Here is a 16,925-nt window from a genome sequence, read left to right on the forward strand (position 1 = left end):
AGGGCTAATTTTGCTTGCTACGTGGCGTCATTCCGTTATCCGAGACGCCTAATGCAATGTGAAGAAGATCATGCCAGAAAACACTAGCACTGCGCCGGCAAGGCAACCCCGCGATTGGATCAAGGTTCTTGCGGGTTATCGTGAGCCTAGCAACGTCCGCAGCAGCTATGAACTGGTGATCAGCCTGATCCCGTTTGTCGCGCTATGGGTTGCTGCGTGCTGGGTCGTTCAGTTCAGTTATCTGGGCGCATTTGTGATTTCGGCCTTTAACGGCGCATTCCTGTTACGGCTGTTTTGTATTCAACACGATTGCGGCCATGGATCGTTTTTCGGCAACCGCGATGTTAGCGACTGGATCGGTCGCGCATTGGGCGTTTTGACCCTGACGCCTTACGATGTTTGGCGGCGGTCCCACTCGATCCATCACAGCCATGCGGGGGATCTGGATCATCGTGGCATCGGTGATGTGATGACGCTAACGATTGAGGAATATCACCAGCGCACCCCGCTGGGGCGTTTGATGTATCGCGCCTATCGCCACCCGCTGGTTCTGTTTGGCCTTGGCCCGACCTATTTGTTTATCCTGCAAAACCGCCTGCCGGTCGGGTTTATGAATCAGGGGCGTAAATACTGGATCAGCGCTATGGGCACGAATGTCGGTATCCTCGCGCTATTGGCTGCGATTACCTATTTCGGCGGATTTCAGGCGCTGTTCTTGATCTTTCTGCCATCCACTCTGGTCGCGGCCTCTGCCGGTATGTGGTTGTTCTACATCCAGCATCAGTTCGAGGACACGCATTGGGATCGCGCACCTGATTGGCAAATTCACGAGGCGGCTCTGCATGGCAGCTCGCATTTCGATTTGCCGCCAGTGCTGCGCTGGTTTACGGCGAATATCGGCATTCACCATGTGCATCACCTGTATAGCCGCATCCCGTTCTATCGCTTGCCAGAGGTTCTGCGTGACCATCGTGAGTTGATTGAGGTCAGCCGCATGACCTTGGGGCAGAGCTTCAAATGCGCCAGCCTCGACCTGTGGGATGAAAAGAGCCGCCGCTTGGTATCCTTTGCCACGGCGCGGCGAATGGCGGCCTGACCGCTAGGCTGACGTGATTGTCGCATCGGCGGGCAATTCCGCCGCTGCCATCAGGCGCGCATTGGGCAGGTCGTTTTCCTCGGCCCGTGCGATGGCCTGCCGTTCGGTCAGCCCATGATCCAGCCACCGTTGAACCAGCCGATTGCGCAGCTCAGCCATTGGCACATCCAGCCGGATCGAGAAATCCCACAGCGCGCTCAGCTCCCGCCAGATCGGGGCGTCGTGCAGTAGGTAATTCCCCTCGATCACCACGGTCGTACAGTCCACCCCAACCACGCCGCTGCCTGCAATCGCGATGTCGCGGTGGCGGTCGAATGTAGGGTGCACGACCTCAGCCCCCTGCGCCAAACGTTGCACCAGATGCAAAATGCCGCTGGCGTCGAATGTCTCAGGCGCGCCCTTGCGGTGTAGCAGGTTACGGACGCTGAGAATCGAGTTATCCAGATGAAAGCCGTCCATCGGAACCACTTGCCCGCCCAATGCATTGGCCAAATCATCGGCCAAGGTTGATTTGCCACTTGCAGGCGCACCGGCCAGCGCGATGAGGCGCCTGCGCCCTTTGGGTAGCACGGCATTGATTTGGGTGGTGAGGTCAGCAATGCACACGTGGCATATCCTTAGTTTTGCAGCAGTGAATCTTCCCAATTTCGCAGGAAGGCCGCACGTTTCAACTGATCCAGAAACACCAGCAAGCCCGGCCCGAACCGGATCGGGCGCAGGGCTGTATTAGCGCGAAACGTTTCCTGCGCAATGGAGGGCAGGTTGGATGCGGCAATCAAGTCAGGGCGCGTTTCAAGCATAGTCAGAAAATCGATCATCGCCTGAGCATCCGCTACATTTTCAGCCGTGACAGGGATCAATGCGGTGCGCAGCATGACGTTTACATAGTCGCTCAGCTCGATAATCCGAAACCCGTCCGTTATGGCCAATTGCGATGTCGCGTAGCTGCCCAACACGTTGTACGCCAATGCCAAATTACCGCTGGCCACGTCACGGATCATTTCGCCCGAGCAGCAATATAGCTCCGCCTCCAACCGACCCATCACCTCCATCAGGCGCCAATAGGCCTCGCTGTTGCGGCTGTCCTGCGTGGCCATCAGATAACCAAAGCCGGAACGCCTGACATCATATGTGCCGATCCTGCCGCGGAACCGTTCGGGGCTTTCACGTAGCAATGCAATCAGCTCATCACGATTGGTGGGCGGGTGTTCCGTGCCAAAGAAATCATCGGAGACCACCAGCACAGCAGGTTCCTGTGTAAACGCGAAAACCTGGTTCCGCCATCGCGCCCAATCCGGCAGGGCCTGCGTCGCGGGTGAGGTATAGTCCTGCGCAAACCCGTCATTGGCCAGCTTGGTTTGCAGGTCCATAGCGGAGGAAATGGCCAGATCAAAACTAGCGCCCTCGGCATAAATCGCATGCATCAAATCGGCGGTTTCAACGACAACATAGTCGACTGCAACGCTGGGATGCATGTCCTGAAAGGCCAGCAAGATCGGCTCGAACACATTCAAATCCGCAGTGGAAATGATGCGCAACACGGTCCCGTCCTGTGTGGAGGGATAGTGCATTTGCTGCTCAACCTCATAGCCATGGCTGGCGGTGGTCAGCAGGGTCAGGGCGGCGATTATTCGCGCGGCAAGACGAGGGAAACGCATGCTCCGGCTCCATTCTCGTTCGGTTTAATATCAATCCGCCCGCCATGGGCGCTGGCCACCTCATCCGCGATGGTCAGCCCCAAACCGGAACCGACAATATCCCCAACATTCGCACCGCGCGTGTAGCGAGTTTTCAGGCGGGTCAGGTCGGCATCGCCAAAGCCGCGCCCCTCATCAGTGATAGACACCCATAGCGCATCGTTCGGCGTGACGGAAACGGTGATGCGGCTATCCTCGGGCGAGTATTTGATGGCGTTATCCAACAGGTTTTGCAGAGTTGCTTGCAACAGAATACCGTCGCCGTGGATGGGGATCGGATCGTCGGGCAGATCGCGGATGATGTCGATATCCTTCAGATCAGCGGTGGCACCTAGGCGGTCGCAAACCTCGTCAATCAGGGCGCGCATATCCAGTTGATCGCTGGCCAGCGTGTCGGTCCGAAACTTGACCATCGCGTGATCCAGCATCTGTCCGGCGGAGCGTGAGCTTTCATCAATTGCGCGGATCATCTCGCGGATGGCCAGACGGTGTTCAGGCTTGTTCAACTTGCGATGCGTGACTTCGGCCTGCGTGCGGACAGTGGCGAGCGGCGTGCGGACCCTGTGCGCGGCCTCGGCTATGAAATCCTCGGTGCGGGAGAGGGATGCGCGCAGGCGTGTCATGAAGGAGTTCAGCGCATCGACCAGCGGCACCAGTTCGGTCGGGGTGTCCGCCGTAACAGGGCGCAGGTCATAGGGGCCACGGCGGGCGACGGCGCTGGTCAAACGCTCAATCGGGGCCAGTGCGGCAGAGGCTGCCCACAGGCTGAGCCCCGTCGCCGCCAGAAAGAATCCCGCCGCTACCCCTGTCGCGGTTGTGGTGATGGTACGCGACGTTGCCTCCAACCCCAACCGTGTTTGGGCGACGGTAACGATGACATTTCGCGCGGCACCTGATGCCCCGACAGGGCGCATGACGGATACGGCGCGGACCTCGTCCCCGCGAAATTCGTGGGTTTCAAAAACCGGCTCACCCCGTCGCGGACGCTCATCAGGCAGGGGCAAATCGGGATAGCCGGTTAGGGTTTGTTGATCGGTATAGATGCGGTAGAAAACCCGATCCTCGTTCAATGTGCCCAGCATGGATAGGGCGGAGTAAGGCAAGTCCAAAACCACCGCGCCACCCTCACTGCGCAGGGCATCTGCAATCGCGGTGGCGGAGGCGGACAGGATGCCATCCTGCGTCATTTCCGCCGCCTGTTCCGCCACGCCGCGAACGATCAGGAAAAAGGCAAATGACAGGATCGCGGCAACCCCGGCAAGCTGGTAAAACAGGTTCTGCCGGATCGACGCTGTGGGGTGCATTTTCGTAGCCGTCATACCGCAACCATGCGGTAACCTAACCCGCGCACTGTTTCGATTTTCGTCCCCGACCCATCCAGCCGTTTACGCAAGCGGGCAACGTAAACTTCGATAGCGTTTTCAGAGGCTTCGTCGGAGAGTGAGAACATGCGGTCGATCAGGTGAGATTTGGAAAACACCTGCCCGGGTGCCTTGAAAAATACCTCCAGAAGACGCAATTCGCGGTTGCGTAATGCGATCACCTGACCGTCGAAAAGAAGTTCCCCCGCCGTTGAATCCAGCGTGGTTCCCGCGATGCTGATCCGGTTATCCGTTGCCCGCCCCTGACGGCGTAAAACGGCGCGGCAGCGGGCCTCCAGCTCCGAAAAATCAAAGGGCTTGGTGATGTAATCATCGGCCCCCAAATCCAGCAGGCTGACCCGATCCGACACCGCTGAACGGGCCGTAATCACGATGACCGGACAACGGTTGGTATCCTGCCGCTGGCTCTCCAACAGGGCGCGCCCGTCGCCATCGGGCAGCATGATGTCGAGCAGCATCAGATCGTATCGCGCAACCGCCAAACAGGAATGCGCAGCGTCCAAAGTATCGGCATGATCCACGGCATGCCCGTCCAGCCGCAGCCGTTCGACAATGGCGCTGGCCAGCTTCGGATTATCCTCGATAAGCAAAAATCGCATGGGTCACTTTTTCGATGCCGTGACAGGTTGGTGTCAGGTTGAAGGGTTTCGGTGCAGCATTGGCAAACTAATAAGCCAAGTCAAATGGGAGGACTACAATGACAAAACGTCTGTTTAAGGCGGTCTTTGCGACCGCAGTGCTGGGCTTTTCCGCGCCTGTTGCGGTTAGCGCGGCGGAATGCATCGCACCGGCAAACCCCGGTGGCGGCTGGGATTTCACCTGCCGTCAAATCGGTAAAATCATGTTTGATATTGGCGCGGTGGACCAGCCTGTTCAGGTGACCAACATGTCCGGCGCGGGCGGTGGTTTGGCGTATAGCCACATCGTGAACGAACGGAATGACGACAATGATGTGATCATTGCGGCGTCCTCGGCCACTACTACTCGCCTTGCACAAAACGCATATGCGGGTGCGACGGCGGATCAGGTTCGCTTCGTTGGTGCAATCGGTGCTGATCCGGGCGTTATCGTTGTTGCGGCGGATAGCGATTATCACACGCTGGGAGATCTGGTTTCCGCGATTCAGGCTGACCCGGGCTCCGTCGCATTTGCCGGTGGGTCCGCTGTGGGTGGTTTTGATCACCTGAAGCCGCTGATGGTTCTGCAACGGGCAGGCTTCGACGATATCCGTTCGGTTCGCTATATCGGTGTTGACGGTGGCGCGGATGCGATCACGCAGACCGTTGGTGGCTTTACCCAAGCGATGACCGGCGACATGTCTGAGGTTGTAGGCTTCCTTAACGCTGGCGAAATCCGCGTATTGGCTGTTTTGACCGAGGAGCGTGTGCCCGGCTTTGACGATATCCCAACGGCGCGTGAGCAGGGCTTTGACGTTGTCGCCGTGAACTGGCGCGGTCTGTACGTACCGCGCGGTATCTCGGACGAGGATTTCAACGGCTGGGCTGACAAGTTGCAGCAGGTTGCAGATTCCGACGATTGGGCTGAATCCATGGCCGCAAACGGTCTGGCGCCCTTCACCATGGTTGGCGATCAGTTCCAGTCCTATGTGGATAATCTGGTTGTTGAGATCAACACGCTCAGCCGTGAGATCGGGGTGATCCAGTAATGGCATCCGACCGGATTTTCGGTCTGGTCTCTCTCTTCGTGGCGCTCGCATATATTGCGAGCGCCACACAGATCCAGACAAGTTTTCTGGCCGATCCTGTCGGTCCCAAGGCCTTTCCCATGCTGGTGGGTGCGGTTGCTGCTCTTAGCTCTCTGGTGCTGATCCTGCGCCCCGATCCCGACCCAAGCTGGCCTATTGGCCGCACATGGGTGTCGCTGTTGATCGCGGTTGTTGTGCTGATCGCCTATGCTTATTCACTGAAACCGCTTGGTTTTCTGGTCCCAACGGCCATCGCCGCAGGTGTGTTGAGCTATCAGCTGTCACCCCAGCCACGGGCCGCTGCACTGACAGGTGTCGGGCTTAGCGTCGGGCTGTTTGTGCTGTTCAGGTTCGCACTGGGCCTAAGCCTGTTCGCGTTCCCTAAGGGGTGGTTCTGACATGGATATTTTTGCAAATCTGGCGCTCGGGTTTTCCGTGGCGCTGTCGCCCTACACGCTGATGCTGGCCGTGGCCGGTTGTTTTCTGGGCACGATTATCGGTGCGCTGCCGGGGTTAGGCCCGTCGAACGGCGTGGCGATCCTGATCCCGATTACGTTCACACTGGGCCTCGACGCGACCCAAGCGTTGGTCCTGATGACCGCCGTTTATTATGGCGCGATGTATGGCGGGCGGATCAGCTCGATCCTACTGAACATACCGGGGGATGAACCGGCGCTGATGACCACGCTGGATGGCTATCCAATGGCCAAGGCAGGGAGGGCAGGCGATGCGCTGGTGCTGTCGGGCGTTGCGTCCTTTGTCGGTGCATTGCTGGCAACGATCGGTCTGATGTTGCTGGCACCGATGCTGGCGCGTGTTGCCTATCTGTTTGGCCCCGCTGAATATTTCGCGCTGTACCTGCTGGCGTTTTGTACGTTGGGCGGGATGGCATCCAATAACCAAGCCAAGGCGGCGCTGGCCTCGTGCATTGGTCTGGGCATTGCCATGATCGGCGTGGATAACAATTCCGGCCTGCCGCGCATGACCGGCGGCCATCTGCACCTGATGGATGGCATCGATTTCCTCGTGGCGATTGTTGGCCTGTTCGCAATTGCCGAGGTGTTCTTTTTCATCGAAAGCCATGGCAAGGGCTCGTCCATCGGGGTGAAGCTGGAAAAGGTTCGCATTCCATGGCGCGATATCCGCGAAACCACTCCGACGATGATCCGTGCGTCTGGTGTTGGCTTTGTCGCCGGTATCCTGCCGGGAGCGGGTGCGTCGCTGGGATCTTTCCTCGCCTATATGACGGAAAAATCCATTGCAGGGCCAAAGGGTGGTTTCGGAACCGGTGTGGCACGGGGTATTGCCGCGCCTGAGGCGGGCAATAACTCCGCTGCGGGTGGTGCGCTGGTGCCGATGCTGACGCTTGGTGTGCCCGGATCCGGAACGACTGCGGTGCTGCTGGCGCTGCTGATGACGCTGAATATCACACCCGGGCCGACATTGTTCACCGACCGGCCAGAGGTCGTTTGGGGCCTGATCGCATCGCTGCTGATTGCCAACGTGGTTCTGCTGCTGATGAACGTACCGATGGTTAAGATCTTTGTACGCATCCTGTCGGTGCCTGCATGGATCCTGTTGCCGGGAGTGACGATGGTGTCGTTCGTTGGCATCTACTCGCTATCGGGCAGCTATTTCGACCTGCTGCTGATGATCGGCTTTGGCGCGCTGGGATACGTACTACGCAAGCTGGATATCCCGACGGTTCCGGTGATCCTTGGCATTTTGCTGGGCGGGAATATGGAAAACGCGCTGCGGCGTGCGATGGTGCTGTCTGACGGAGATGCGACATTCCTGTTTTCCTCACCCATCGCGATTGGATTGTGGATTGCGGCGGTTGTCGGCTTTATCGCGCCAATGTTCCTACGCTCGGTGCTTACGAAACCTCAGGCGGTGACAGATTGATGATTAGAGTATTGATCCCCTCGGGGGCGCTGGGTCTGGGATATGATCGCGCGGCCCTGGCTGCCGGCATCGCAATGCGGCCGGACGTGATCGCGATTGATGGCGGCTCCACCGATAGCGGGCCGCATTATCTGGGTACGGGCACGTCGAAATATTCGCGCAACTCGACCAAGGCTGAGTGGCGTGAGCTGATGGCCGCACGGGCGCAGGCGGGTGTTCCGTTGGTTATTGGCACAGCGGGTACTTGCGGCGCGGATGATGCCGTGGACTGGCTGGTGGACATCACGCGAGAGATTGCCGCCGAAACAGGTGAAAACCTGAAGATCGCGGTGCTCAAAAGCGGGCAGGACGCGGCTGCGCTAAAGTCTGCGCTTGGCGCGGGGCGGGTAACTCCGCTGGCCCCGTCCGAACCACTTGATCCTGCATTGCTGGACGAATGCACGAATATCGTAGCATTGGCTGGGGCGGAGCAGATCACCGCAGCGCTGGATACTGGGGCGGATATTGTGATTGCGGGCCGCACCACCGATACGGCGATTATTGCAGCGCTGCCCCTGAAACACGGCTGCCATGCTGGCGGCGCGTGGCATGGGGCCAAGATTGGCGAATGCGGGGCGCTGGCCACCACGCATCCCAATTCCGGCACCATCCTGATCGATTTCGATGAAACCGGCTTTACCATGCAGCCGATGGGGCAGGGCGTGCGGGCAACGCCGCATACTGTCTCGGCGCATATGTTGTATGAAAACAGTGACCCGATCCGGTTGTTTGAACCGGGTGGCTATCTGGATGTCAGCAACGCGGTTTATACGGCACCGGATGCGCGATCCGTTCGGGTTGAGGGCAGTCAGTGGGTGCCCGCACCCTATACGGTCAAGCTGGAGGGCGCACGTCGCACCGGTTTCCAAACCGTCAGCATCGCGCTGGTCCGTGATCCGCGTTATGTGCAAAATATCCGCGCATGGTGTGATGATATCCAGACAAAATGCACGGCAAAGGCGCAATCGCGTGTCAGTGGTGAGTTCAGTATCGAGCTGCGGATTATCGGTTTGGACGCGACGCTAGGCGCGCTGGATACAACCGCGCAATCAGGTACGGAGGTTGGCGTCATGGGCATCATCACGGCACAAACGCAGGCCCTGTCGATGGAGGTTGCCAAGATGCTCAACCCCTACCTGCTGCACCATCCCCTGACCGAGGAGGAGGAGATGCCGACCTTTGCATTCCCGTTCTCTCCACCGGAAATGCAACGGGGCGCGATCCATGAATTTTGCCTGAACCATATCCTCAGACTAGATGATCCGATGGATGCGTTCCGCCTGGACGTGATCGAGGTGGCGCCATGAGCACGGTAGGTGAAACAGCGCTAAAGGTGCGCTCCAAAAATGCTGGGCCATTCTGGCTGACCGTGGATATTTTCTGCGGCTCTGCGGGGGCGTTTGATAAAATCAGCGCAGGGCTGGACAGTGGCATCGTTGCGCAGGCGCTGAATGTCAGGCCCGATCAGCTAAAGCGTTTCGATCTGTCGGACCTGAACGTGGTTAAATTCAGCGCGCCGCGCCCTGCTATTCAGGGCACGCGCGCTGATCGGGACATGCACGGTGCGTCCTTTGCGGTTCTGATTGCATCACTGACGATCTGAATATTGGGTGGTTCGGGGTGTGGTCCTGAACTGCCTATTCCTGATCGCGCAAAACCCATCCGGTTTGGGGCGGTACAAATGCCTCAACCGCGGCGCTGGCGATGACGATGACGTTGCCATTATCGGGGTTTTCAACCTGCATCCCACCCTCGACGGCCTTCACCTCGGCGCGGCCACGGGGCAATCCCTGTGCGAGTTTTTCAAGATCAACGGGGCCACCAACGCCGACCGTTACCTGCACGCGCATTTGCGAATGTGGCAGGTTGATCGCCTCGAATATCGGCAGTGAGGAATGGCGGATTGCGTCCTCGATCGCGCGGGAGGCAGCCTTGGTCCAGTCCTGCCCGTACAGGTCGTTGCCCATACCCATTTCGATGATAATACGCTGTTCCATCAGGCTTTCTCCATCGCGAAGCTAACGGATATGGCGACATTGGCGATCACCGTCGGTTCGCCATCAGGGCGCGGCACGTCCAGCCCGCCCTTTTTCACTACGACCTCGACCTGCCCATAGGGGAACACCTGCGTCAGGGCGTCTACATCCACGGCATCAGGTTGCTGTACGCCGACCTCAAGCAGGATTTGCATGGCCTCCTTGGGAAAGCCGAACAGTTCCGCGATGTTGATTGAGTTGTGCCACAGGGCATCCTGCACGCCGCGCGTGGCCGCCTGTGTGTAGTCACGCCGCCGCAGCGATGTGCCCATTCCGAATTCCGTCAGTACTCGTACCATTTCTGGCCTCCCGCTGCCTCACCCCTGCTTTATGGCTGGGGCGAGGCATCAGGCATAGTGCTTAGCGCTTGTCTGCGCCGCGTTTTTTGAAGCCCGGTCCACCAGCGCGGAATTTCGCACCCGGACGACCGGCGGGTTTCCCCTCGGCCGCGGCGGCAGCTGCGCGCGCCTTGTTCTTCTTGGAGTTCGGCTTGCCTACCGGTGTTTTACCGGGCTTACCGCCTTGTGGTTTGCCTGCACGATCACCGCGAGCTTCCTCGGCGCGGCGACGCTCCTCGGGCTTTGGTTTACGCTGACGTGGGGCAGGATCGTCGTTCCACTCGGTCGGCTTTGTGTCATGCACAACTGCACGCGGTTCCTCACGCGGGGCACGATCCGGGCGGGGGGCGCGCGGCGCGTCAGGGCCGTATTTGGAGCGCGACGGCTTTGCCCGCTGCGGGCGGGGTTGCAGGACAGGGGCCTCGTTCAATTGCGAAACCTTCGCGCCGCCCTCAACCGTCATTGACGACCCGAGTGCGTTCATGAATTTCGCAACGCTGGACTGACGCACCTCGACAAAGGATTGATCCTGCTGAATGCGGATCGCGCCAATATCGTTCTTGGTTAGATCACCAGCCTTGCACAGCATTGGCAACAGACGGCGCGGCTCAGCACCGGCGGCACGGCCACCATCGACGGCGAACCAAGTGCTGGGGCCAAAGGCCTCACGCGGCTGACGCGGGGCATCTGGACCCGCTGCGGCCAGTTCCTCAGGCGCGGATTGACGCTCACGATACAGGCGCAGATAGGCGGCAGCGATTTGATCCGGATCGTAGCTGGAGGTCAGAGTAGCGACCATCGCTGCTTCGTTTTCCTGAATCGGATCGCGCCATCCGTCAGAGGCGAGCATACGCTCCTCATCCTTGGCCACGACAGCCTCGGCTGAGGGGGCCTCGCCCCATTCTGCGTTCAGGCGCGCGAATTTCAGAATACGCTCAGCCTTTTTGCGATCCTTAGGCGTGACGATCAGCGAGCTGACGCCTTTGCGCCCCGCGCGACCTGTCCGGCCCGACCGGTGCAGCAATGTCTCGTGGTTGGAGGGCAGTTCGGCGTGAACCACCAGCTCCAGATTGGGCAAATCGATACCGCGTGCCGCAACATCGGTTGCCACACAAACCTTGGCCCGACCGTCGCGCATCGCCTGCAAGGCGTGGCTACGCTCGTTCTGCGACAGCTCACCCGACAGCGAAACGACCGAAAAACCACGGTTCGACAAGCGCGTGGTCAGGCGGTTCACAACAACACGGGTGTTGGCGAATACGATGGCACTGGGCGCCTCGTAGAACCGCAATACGTTGATAACCGCATTTTCCGCATCGCGTGCGCCAACGGACATCGCCTGATAGGTGATGTCGGCGTGCTGCGAACGCTCGGCCAATGTGGTGACGCGCACGGCGTCCTTTTGGTAACGCTTGGCCAGCTCACCAATCGCCCGTGGCACCGTGGCGGAGAACATCAGCGTGCGGCGTTCCTCAGGGGCGTGCTCCAGAATGAACTCCAGATCGTCGCGGAAGCCGAGGTCGAGCATCTCGTCCGCCTCATCCATCACAACGGCGCGCGCACCGCTAAGGTCGATGGAGCCGCGCTGAATGTGATCGCGCAAACGACCGGGTGTTGCGACGACGATATGCGCACCGCGTGCCAGCGTGCGACGCTCGTCGCGCATATCCATGCCGCCCACACAGGACGCCATAACAACATTGGCCTTTTCATAGACCCAAGCCAGCTCACGCTTAACCTGTAGGGCCAATTCGCGGGTTGGCGCGATGATCAGCGCCAGCGGGGCCTCGGCCTGACCGAATACCTCGGCATCGCCCAGCAGGGTAGGTGCAAGGGCCAGCGCGAAGCCAACGGTTTTACCAGATCCGGTTTGCGCGGAGACCAGCAGATCTGCGCCCTCCAGCTCTGGCTTGGTGACTGCTTCCTGAACGGGTGTCAGGTCGGTATAGCCGCGCTGTTGCAGCGCATCGGCAAGGGCTTGTTTCACGAGCAAATCTCTCAATAGTTCGACGGTATCGTCGGGGACAAGGGTGGAGCCAACGCTCCTCACGCTTCCACCCGGACACCGCACCCCTAAGAGCAGTTTGGAACAGGTAAAACGCACCAAAGGCGCTGCTCTATGCGGTTCACGTCCACTTGTCGAGGGCTGCATGCAGGTTTCTTCGCAGATGCAGCACGGAGCCGGCTATTCACCGGCCAGCCCGTTCAGGATCGGACAGTCGGGTCTGTCATCGCCCGCGCAGCCCTGCACCAGTTCGGATAAGGTATCACGCATCGCCGCCAGATCGGCGATCTTCTCCTCGATCCGCGCCAGATGCAGCGCCGCCATTTTGCGCACATCGGCGCTGGCGCGGTCGGTATCCTGCCATAATGTCAGCAGGGTCCGGCATTCCTCGACCGAAAAACCAAGCGCCCGCGAACGGGCCACAAAGGTCAGGTTATGGATGTCTACCTCACTAAATGCACGGTATCCGTTGGTATCACGGGCTGGTTTGACCAATCCGATCTCCTCGTAATAGCGCAGGGTCTTGGTGGGTAATCCGGTCCGCTTGGCGGCATGTCCGATATTCATTGGGCACCTCCAATGCGGCGCAGACGCAATGCGTTGCTGACGACAAACACACTGGACAGGGCCATCGCCCCCGCCGCCAGCGCGGGTGACAGCAATGTGCCCGTCAGCGGATATAGCGCCCCCGCCGCAACGGGGATCAGCAGGGCGTTATAGCCAAATGCCCAGCCAAGGTTCTGGTGAATGTTACGCAGCGTCGCCTTGCTCAACCGCAGGGCATCACGCACGCCGAGCGGATCACCGGACATCAGGACCACATCTGCGCTTTCCATCGCAATGTCGGTGCCGGACCCCAGCGCTATGCCCACAGTCGCAGCGGCAAGGGCAGGGGCGTCGTTGATCCCATCCCCGACAAAGGCAACAGGGGCGTCCATGGCGCGGAGTGCCTCAACCTTATCATCCGGCATCAGGCCCGCGTGCAGTTCCTCAATACCCAATTCCTGCGCGACGGCACTGGCGGTTAGCGGATTGTCACCGGTTAGCAGGGCCACGCGCAATCCATCGGTGCGCAGGTTTTTGACCGTTTCACGCGCCGTGTCCTTGATTGGGTCGGCAATGCCGAGGGCCGCGACCAAGGTGCCGTCTATGGCGGCATAGATCGGTGTGCGCCCAGCCTGCGCAATACGTGTGCCGACCTCTTGCGCCCAATCGAGCGGAATGCCGCGATCACGCATCAGGCGATCTGCACCAACCAGAACCTGTTTGCCATCGACCTGCGCCTCCGCGCCCAAGCCTTTTAATGCGCGGAAGTCGGTGGCAGGGCCTGCCGGTTCAGCGGCGCGCAGGATTGCACGGGCCAGTGGATGTTCCGATCCGGCCTCCACGCTGGCAATCAGGGGCAGGACATCATCGCGGTTCCAGCCTGCGGCACTCTCGAAATCGGTCAGTTCGGGGCGGCCCTGCGTTAGGGTTCCGGTTTTGTCAAAGGCTACAATCTCAACCGATTGCAGGCTTTGCAGAGCATCCCCTTGCCGGAACAGCACGCCCAGCTCCGCCGCGCGGCCCGTGCCAACCATGATCGAAACGGGCGTTGCCAGACCCATTGCACAGGGGCAGGCAATGATCAGCACAGCAACGCCTGCAACCAACGCATGCGCAATGGACGGGCCGAAGATCAACCACAGCGCCACCGTTGCCGCGGCAATCACCATCACAACCGGCACGAACCACAGGGTGATACGGTTTACCAAAGCCTCAATCGGCAATCGAGCGGCCTGCGCATCCGCGACCATCCGCATGATGCCTGCCAGAACGGTATCGCTGCCAACACGGTTTGCGCGCACGACCAACGTACCGGTGCCATTGACGGTGCCGCCGGTCACAGTATCGCCGCTAACCTTATCCACGGGCATAGGCTCGCCAGAGATCATGCTCTCATCCACATGAGAGGAGCCGCTGGTGACGATGCCATCCACGGCAATCCTCTCACCCGGGCGGATATGAATCAGGTCATCGACGCGAATGGTGCTGATGTCACGCTCCTGCACGGTGCCATCAACCTCAACCCGAGCAGTGCGCGGTTGCAGACCCGCCAGTGCGGTGATGGCGGCACCCGCCTTGCCCTTTGCCCGTGCCTCCATCCAGCGACCCAGCAGGATCAGGGTCACGATGACGGCGGCGGCGTCGAAATACACGGCGCGGCTATCGGCGGGCAGCAGCGTCGGCGCAAAGGTCGTCACGCTGGAATATCCCCACGCCGCCAAAGTCCCCAGCGCAACCAAAGTGTTCATGTCCGGCGCAAAACGCAGCAGGGCGGGCCAGCCGAGGCGGGCGAACTCGCGTCCGGGCCAGATTAGAACCAGCGTTGTAAGGATGAACTGGATGACCCAACTGGCCTGCATGCCGATGGTTTGCTCAATCGCCATGTGAACGGGGGGAAAGATATGCGCCCCCATTTCCAGCACGAAAACCGGTGCGGTCAGCGCGACGGCAAGGATCATCCGCTTGCGCGCGGCCTCAACCTCATCTGTTTTATCAGCGACCTCTGCCGTGGCGGGCTGCGCCTGATATCCGGCCTCGCGGATGATCGCGGCCAAGTCCACGCCCTCCACATGCGTTACCCGCGCTGTTTCCGTGGCAAGGTTCACCTGCGCGGCAACAACTTGCGGCGAGGCCAGCAATGCGCGTTCGATTTTGCCAACACACGACCCGCAATGCATGCCGTCAATGGTCAGGTCTGTGACCGTCTGGTGCGCGGGATAGCCTGCTGCCTCAAGCGTGGTTAGAACCTGCGGCAAATCGCCCGTTTCGATGCGGGCCGTTTTATTGGCGAAATTGACGTGGGCATCGGTGGTCGTGGGCGCCTTGTCCAACGCGGCCTCAACCCGACTGACACATCCGCCGCAGGTCATATTTTCAATCTGTAGCGTGTAACTGGCCATGACGTTTCTCCTGTTCACTCGTCACATAGGGCTTCCAGTCGCTGGAAGGTCAAGGGGCGTTGGGGCTTTGCCTTCGCTGCGCTATATAAATGACAAGCTAAGGTTGAATTCGGACGGGGATCGCTGAAAATGAGCGCAATCAAAACTCTGGCACTTGTGGCGCATGACGGGAAAAAGGATCAGTTGGTCGCGTGGGCCAAGCTGCACAAACTGGCGCTGGGCGAATTGACGCTGTTCGGCACCGGCACCACCGGCGGCCGGATCGAGGCAGAGGTCGGCCTGCCAATCACACGATTGCAAAGCGGCCCATTGGGCGGGGATGCACAGCTTGGCGCGATGATCGCTGAGGGGCGGCTGGACGGGCTGGTCTTCTTTATCGATCCGCTATCGGCCTTGCCCCATGATGTTGACGTGAAATCGCTGCTACGCTTGGCGATCCTGTATGATACGGCGCTGGCGGTGAATGAACGCACGGCGGATGCACTGCTAGGGGTGGCGCATACATGACGCAGTTTTCAGCAAATCTGGGCTTTTTGTGGACGGAACTGCCATTGCCCGACGCAATTCGTGCAGCGGCAGCGGCGGGGTTCGAGGCTGTCGAATGCCACTGGCCCTATGAAACACCGGCGGAGGATGTGCGCATGGCTCTGCACGAAACCGGCCTACCAATGCTGGCGCTGAATACAGTGCGCGGTGATGCAGGGCAAAACGGGCTGAGCGCGCTGCCTGACCGGCAGGAGCAGGCGCAACACGCAATCGATCAGGCCATCGGATATGCGCGCCGGATTGGAGTGTCCAAAATCCACGTGATGGCGGGCATCGCACAGGGGGCAAAGGCGCATGACACCTTTGTTGCGAACCTGCGCTATGCCTGTGGTGCCGCCGTGGCGCACGGTATTACGATCCTGATTGAGCCGCTGAACGCGCACGACGCCCCCGGCTATTTCCTGAATACGCTGGCACAGGCGGCGAATATCATAGCCGAGGTTGAGCGTGATAACCTCAAACTGATGTTCGATTGCTACCATGTTGCGCGGACTGAGGGCGATGTGGCGAGCCACTTGCAGGAATATCTGCCGATGATCGGGCATATCCAGTTCGCCTCGGTCCCTGAACGGGCGCAGCCGGATGGTGGCGATCTGGATTATGCGGAGATATTCGCGCTGCTCGATAGGCTGGGCTGGGATCAGCCGCTGGGCGCTGAATATCGCCCCAGCCGCGAAACGGGAGTCGGCCTAGGCTGGATGCAAACCCTGCGCGCCGATTGAAACGATTAGAATCCGTCATCCTTGATGGATTCCATCGACACATGGGTCGAGGTGCTGCCAACATAGGGCAGGGCGGAAACGCGCTCACCCAGAACCTGCCGATAGGTCACGATATCGCTGGTGCGGACCTTTAGCAGGAAATCAAACGCACCGGCGATCATGTGGCACTGTTCGATTTCGGGTATCTTTAACACGGCGGCACCGAATGCACGCAGGGCTGCCTCGGTCGTGTCGGTCAGGCGTACCTCGACAAAGGCCACATGCCGCATGCCCATCTTCGCGGGGTCTAGCCGTGCACGGAACCCCTGAATGTACCCCTCGGCCTGCAAACGCTTCATGCGCACCTGACAGGGGCTTTTAGACAGGCCGACATGGCGGGCAAGGTCGGTGACCGCGATCCGGCCATCCTCTGCAAGGATTGCGAGAATCTTGCGGTCAAAGTTGTCTAGTTGACTGTCAGCCATCGGATTTCCTGCGATTGTCCTGCAATCAGGCAATAACTTCGGGCG

At 59.8% G+C, this 16,925-nt stretch carries 18 protein-coding genes; 8 read left to right on the top strand and 10 right to left on the bottom strand.

Annotated features, from left to right (window positions below):
• Positions 1-70: 70 nt before the first annotated feature.
• Positions 71-1,096 carry a fatty acid desaturase gene (locus CR254_RS14930; RefSeq protein WP_097931389.1) on the top strand — a complete coding sequence of 342 codons (1,026 nt, stop codon included), beginning with the start codon at positions 71-73 and terminating at the stop codon, positions 1,094-1,096.
• A gap of 3 nt (positions 1,097-1,099) precedes the next feature.
• On the opposite strand, the gene CR254_RS14935 is transcribed toward CR254_RS14930, so the two are convergent.
• The 4 genes from CR254_RS14935 to CR254_RS14950 are packed head-to-tail and all read right to left on the bottom strand — an operon-like array spanning position 1,100 to position 4,774.
• The gene (locus CR254_RS14935; protein ID WP_097931391.1) at positions 1,100-1,702 is read right to left on the bottom strand and encodes a nucleoside/nucleotide kinase family protein; all 603 of its coding nucleotides are present in this window, start codon (positions 1,700-1,702) and stop codon (positions 1,100-1,102) included.
• An 11-nt stretch (positions 1,703-1,713) separates the two neighbouring features.
• Positions 1,714-2,754: an ABC transporter substrate-binding protein gene (locus CR254_RS14940; protein ID WP_097931393.1), complete on the bottom strand. Its 1,041-nt coding sequence runs from the start codon at positions 2,752-2,754 to the stop codon at positions 1,714-1,716.
• Entirely contained in the window at positions 2,724-4,112 is a 1,389-nt protein-coding gene (locus tag CR254_RS14945) for a sensor histidine kinase (RefSeq protein ID WP_219618030.1), read from the bottom strand. The genes CR254_RS14940 and CR254_RS14945 overlap by 31 nt, the downstream gene beginning before the upstream one ends.
• Positions 4,109-4,774, bottom strand: coding sequence for a response regulator transcription factor (locus CR254_RS14950; RefSeq protein ID WP_097931395.1), 666 nt, complete (start codon positions 4,772-4,774; stop codon positions 4,109-4,111). Before CR254_RS14950 ends, CR254_RS14945 begins: the two co-directional genes overlap by 4 nt.
• A gap of 98 nt (positions 4,775-4,872) precedes the next feature.
• Here CR254_RS14950 and CR254_RS14955 point away from each other — a divergent pair, with 98 nt between their 5' ends.
• From CR254_RS14955 to CR254_RS14975, 5 genes are read left to right on the top strand one after another with little or no spacing between them, the layout of a single operon-like run.
• Entirely contained in the window at positions 4,873-5,841 is a 969-nt protein-coding gene (locus CR254_RS14955) for a Bug family tripartite tricarboxylate transporter substrate binding protein (protein WP_097931397.1), read from the top strand.
• Positions 5,841-6,278, top strand: coding sequence for a tripartite tricarboxylate transporter TctB family protein (locus tag CR254_RS14960; RefSeq protein WP_097931399.1), 438 nt, complete (start codon positions 5,841-5,843; stop codon positions 6,276-6,278). The genes CR254_RS14955 and CR254_RS14960 overlap by 1 nt, the downstream gene beginning before the upstream one ends.
• A gap of 1 nt (position 6,279) precedes the next feature.
• Positions 6,280-7,785: a tripartite tricarboxylate transporter permease gene (locus tag CR254_RS14965; RefSeq protein WP_097931401.1), complete on the top strand. Its 1,506-nt coding sequence runs from the start codon at positions 6,280-6,282 to the stop codon at positions 7,783-7,785.
• Complete coding sequence (locus CR254_RS14970; protein ID WP_097931403.1) at positions 7,785-9,131, top strand: acyclic terpene utilization AtuA family protein; 1,347 nt, start codon at positions 7,785-7,787, stop codon at positions 9,129-9,131. The genes CR254_RS14965 and CR254_RS14970 overlap by 1 nt, the downstream gene beginning before the upstream one ends.
• Positions 9,128-9,427: a DUF4387 family protein gene (locus tag CR254_RS14975; protein WP_097931405.1), complete on the top strand. Its 300-nt coding sequence runs from the start codon at positions 9,128-9,130 to the stop codon at positions 9,425-9,427. Before CR254_RS14970 ends, CR254_RS14975 begins: the two co-directional genes overlap by 4 nt.
• A 34-nt stretch (positions 9,428-9,461) precedes the next feature.
• On the opposite strand, the gene CR254_RS14980 is transcribed toward CR254_RS14975, so the two are convergent.
• The 5 genes from CR254_RS14980 to CR254_RS15000 all read right to left on the bottom strand — a co-directional run bounded on the left by CR254_RS14980 (position 9,462) and on the right by CR254_RS15000 (position 15,148).
• On the bottom strand, positions 9,462-9,824 hold the full coding sequence (locus tag CR254_RS14980; RefSeq protein WP_097931407.1) for a Lin0512 family protein: 363 nt from the start codon (positions 9,822-9,824) through the stop codon (positions 9,462-9,464).
• Complete coding sequence (locus CR254_RS14985) at positions 9,821-10,159, bottom strand: Lin0512 family protein (protein ID WP_097931409.1); 339 nt, start codon at positions 10,157-10,159, stop codon at positions 9,821-9,823. The genes CR254_RS14980 and CR254_RS14985 overlap by 4 nt, the downstream gene beginning before the upstream one ends.
• Before the next feature lie 61 nt (positions 10,160-10,220).
• Positions 10,221-12,185: a DEAD/DEAH box helicase gene (locus CR254_RS14990; RefSeq protein ID WP_097931411.1), complete on the bottom strand. Its 1,965-nt coding sequence runs from the start codon at positions 12,183-12,185 to the stop codon at positions 10,221-10,223.
• A 198-nt stretch (positions 12,186-12,383) separates the two neighbouring features.
• Positions 12,384-12,770, bottom strand: a complete 387-nt coding sequence (gene cueR, locus CR254_RS14995) for a Cu(I)-responsive transcriptional regulator (protein ID WP_097931413.1) — start codon at positions 12,768-12,770, stop codon at positions 12,384-12,386.
• Positions 12,767-15,148: a heavy metal translocating P-type ATPase gene (locus CR254_RS15000; protein ID WP_097931415.1), complete on the bottom strand. Its 2,382-nt coding sequence runs from the start codon at positions 15,146-15,148 to the stop codon at positions 12,767-12,769. Before CR254_RS15000 ends, cueR begins: the two co-directional genes overlap by 4 nt.
• A 129-nt stretch (positions 15,149-15,277) precedes the next feature.
• Between CR254_RS15000 and CR254_RS15005 the strand changes: the two genes are divergently transcribed.
• Together CR254_RS15005 and CR254_RS15010 are read left to right on the top strand one after the other, a co-directional pair.
• Positions 15,278-15,655: a methylglyoxal synthase gene (locus CR254_RS15005; protein ID WP_097931416.1), complete on the top strand. Its 378-nt coding sequence runs from the start codon at positions 15,278-15,280 to the stop codon at positions 15,653-15,655.
• Entirely contained in the window at positions 15,652-16,416 is a 765-nt protein-coding gene (locus CR254_RS15010) for a hydroxypyruvate isomerase family protein (RefSeq protein ID WP_097931418.1), read from the top strand. Before CR254_RS15005 ends, CR254_RS15010 begins: the two co-directional genes overlap by 4 nt.
• 5 nt (positions 16,417-16,421) lie before the next feature.
• On the opposite strand, the gene CR254_RS15015 is transcribed toward CR254_RS15010, so the two are convergent.
• Complete coding sequence (locus CR254_RS15015; protein ID WP_097931420.1) at positions 16,422-16,880, bottom strand: Lrp/AsnC family transcriptional regulator; 459 nt, start codon at positions 16,878-16,880, stop codon at positions 16,422-16,424.
• Positions 16,881-16,925: the final 45 nt, after the last annotated feature.

Source organism: Pontivivens marinum (genome assembly GCF_900231835.1).
In the GTDB taxonomy this organism is placed as follows: Bacteria; Pseudomonadota; Alphaproteobacteria; order Rhodobacterales; family Rhodobacteraceae; genus Pontivivens; species Pontivivens marinum.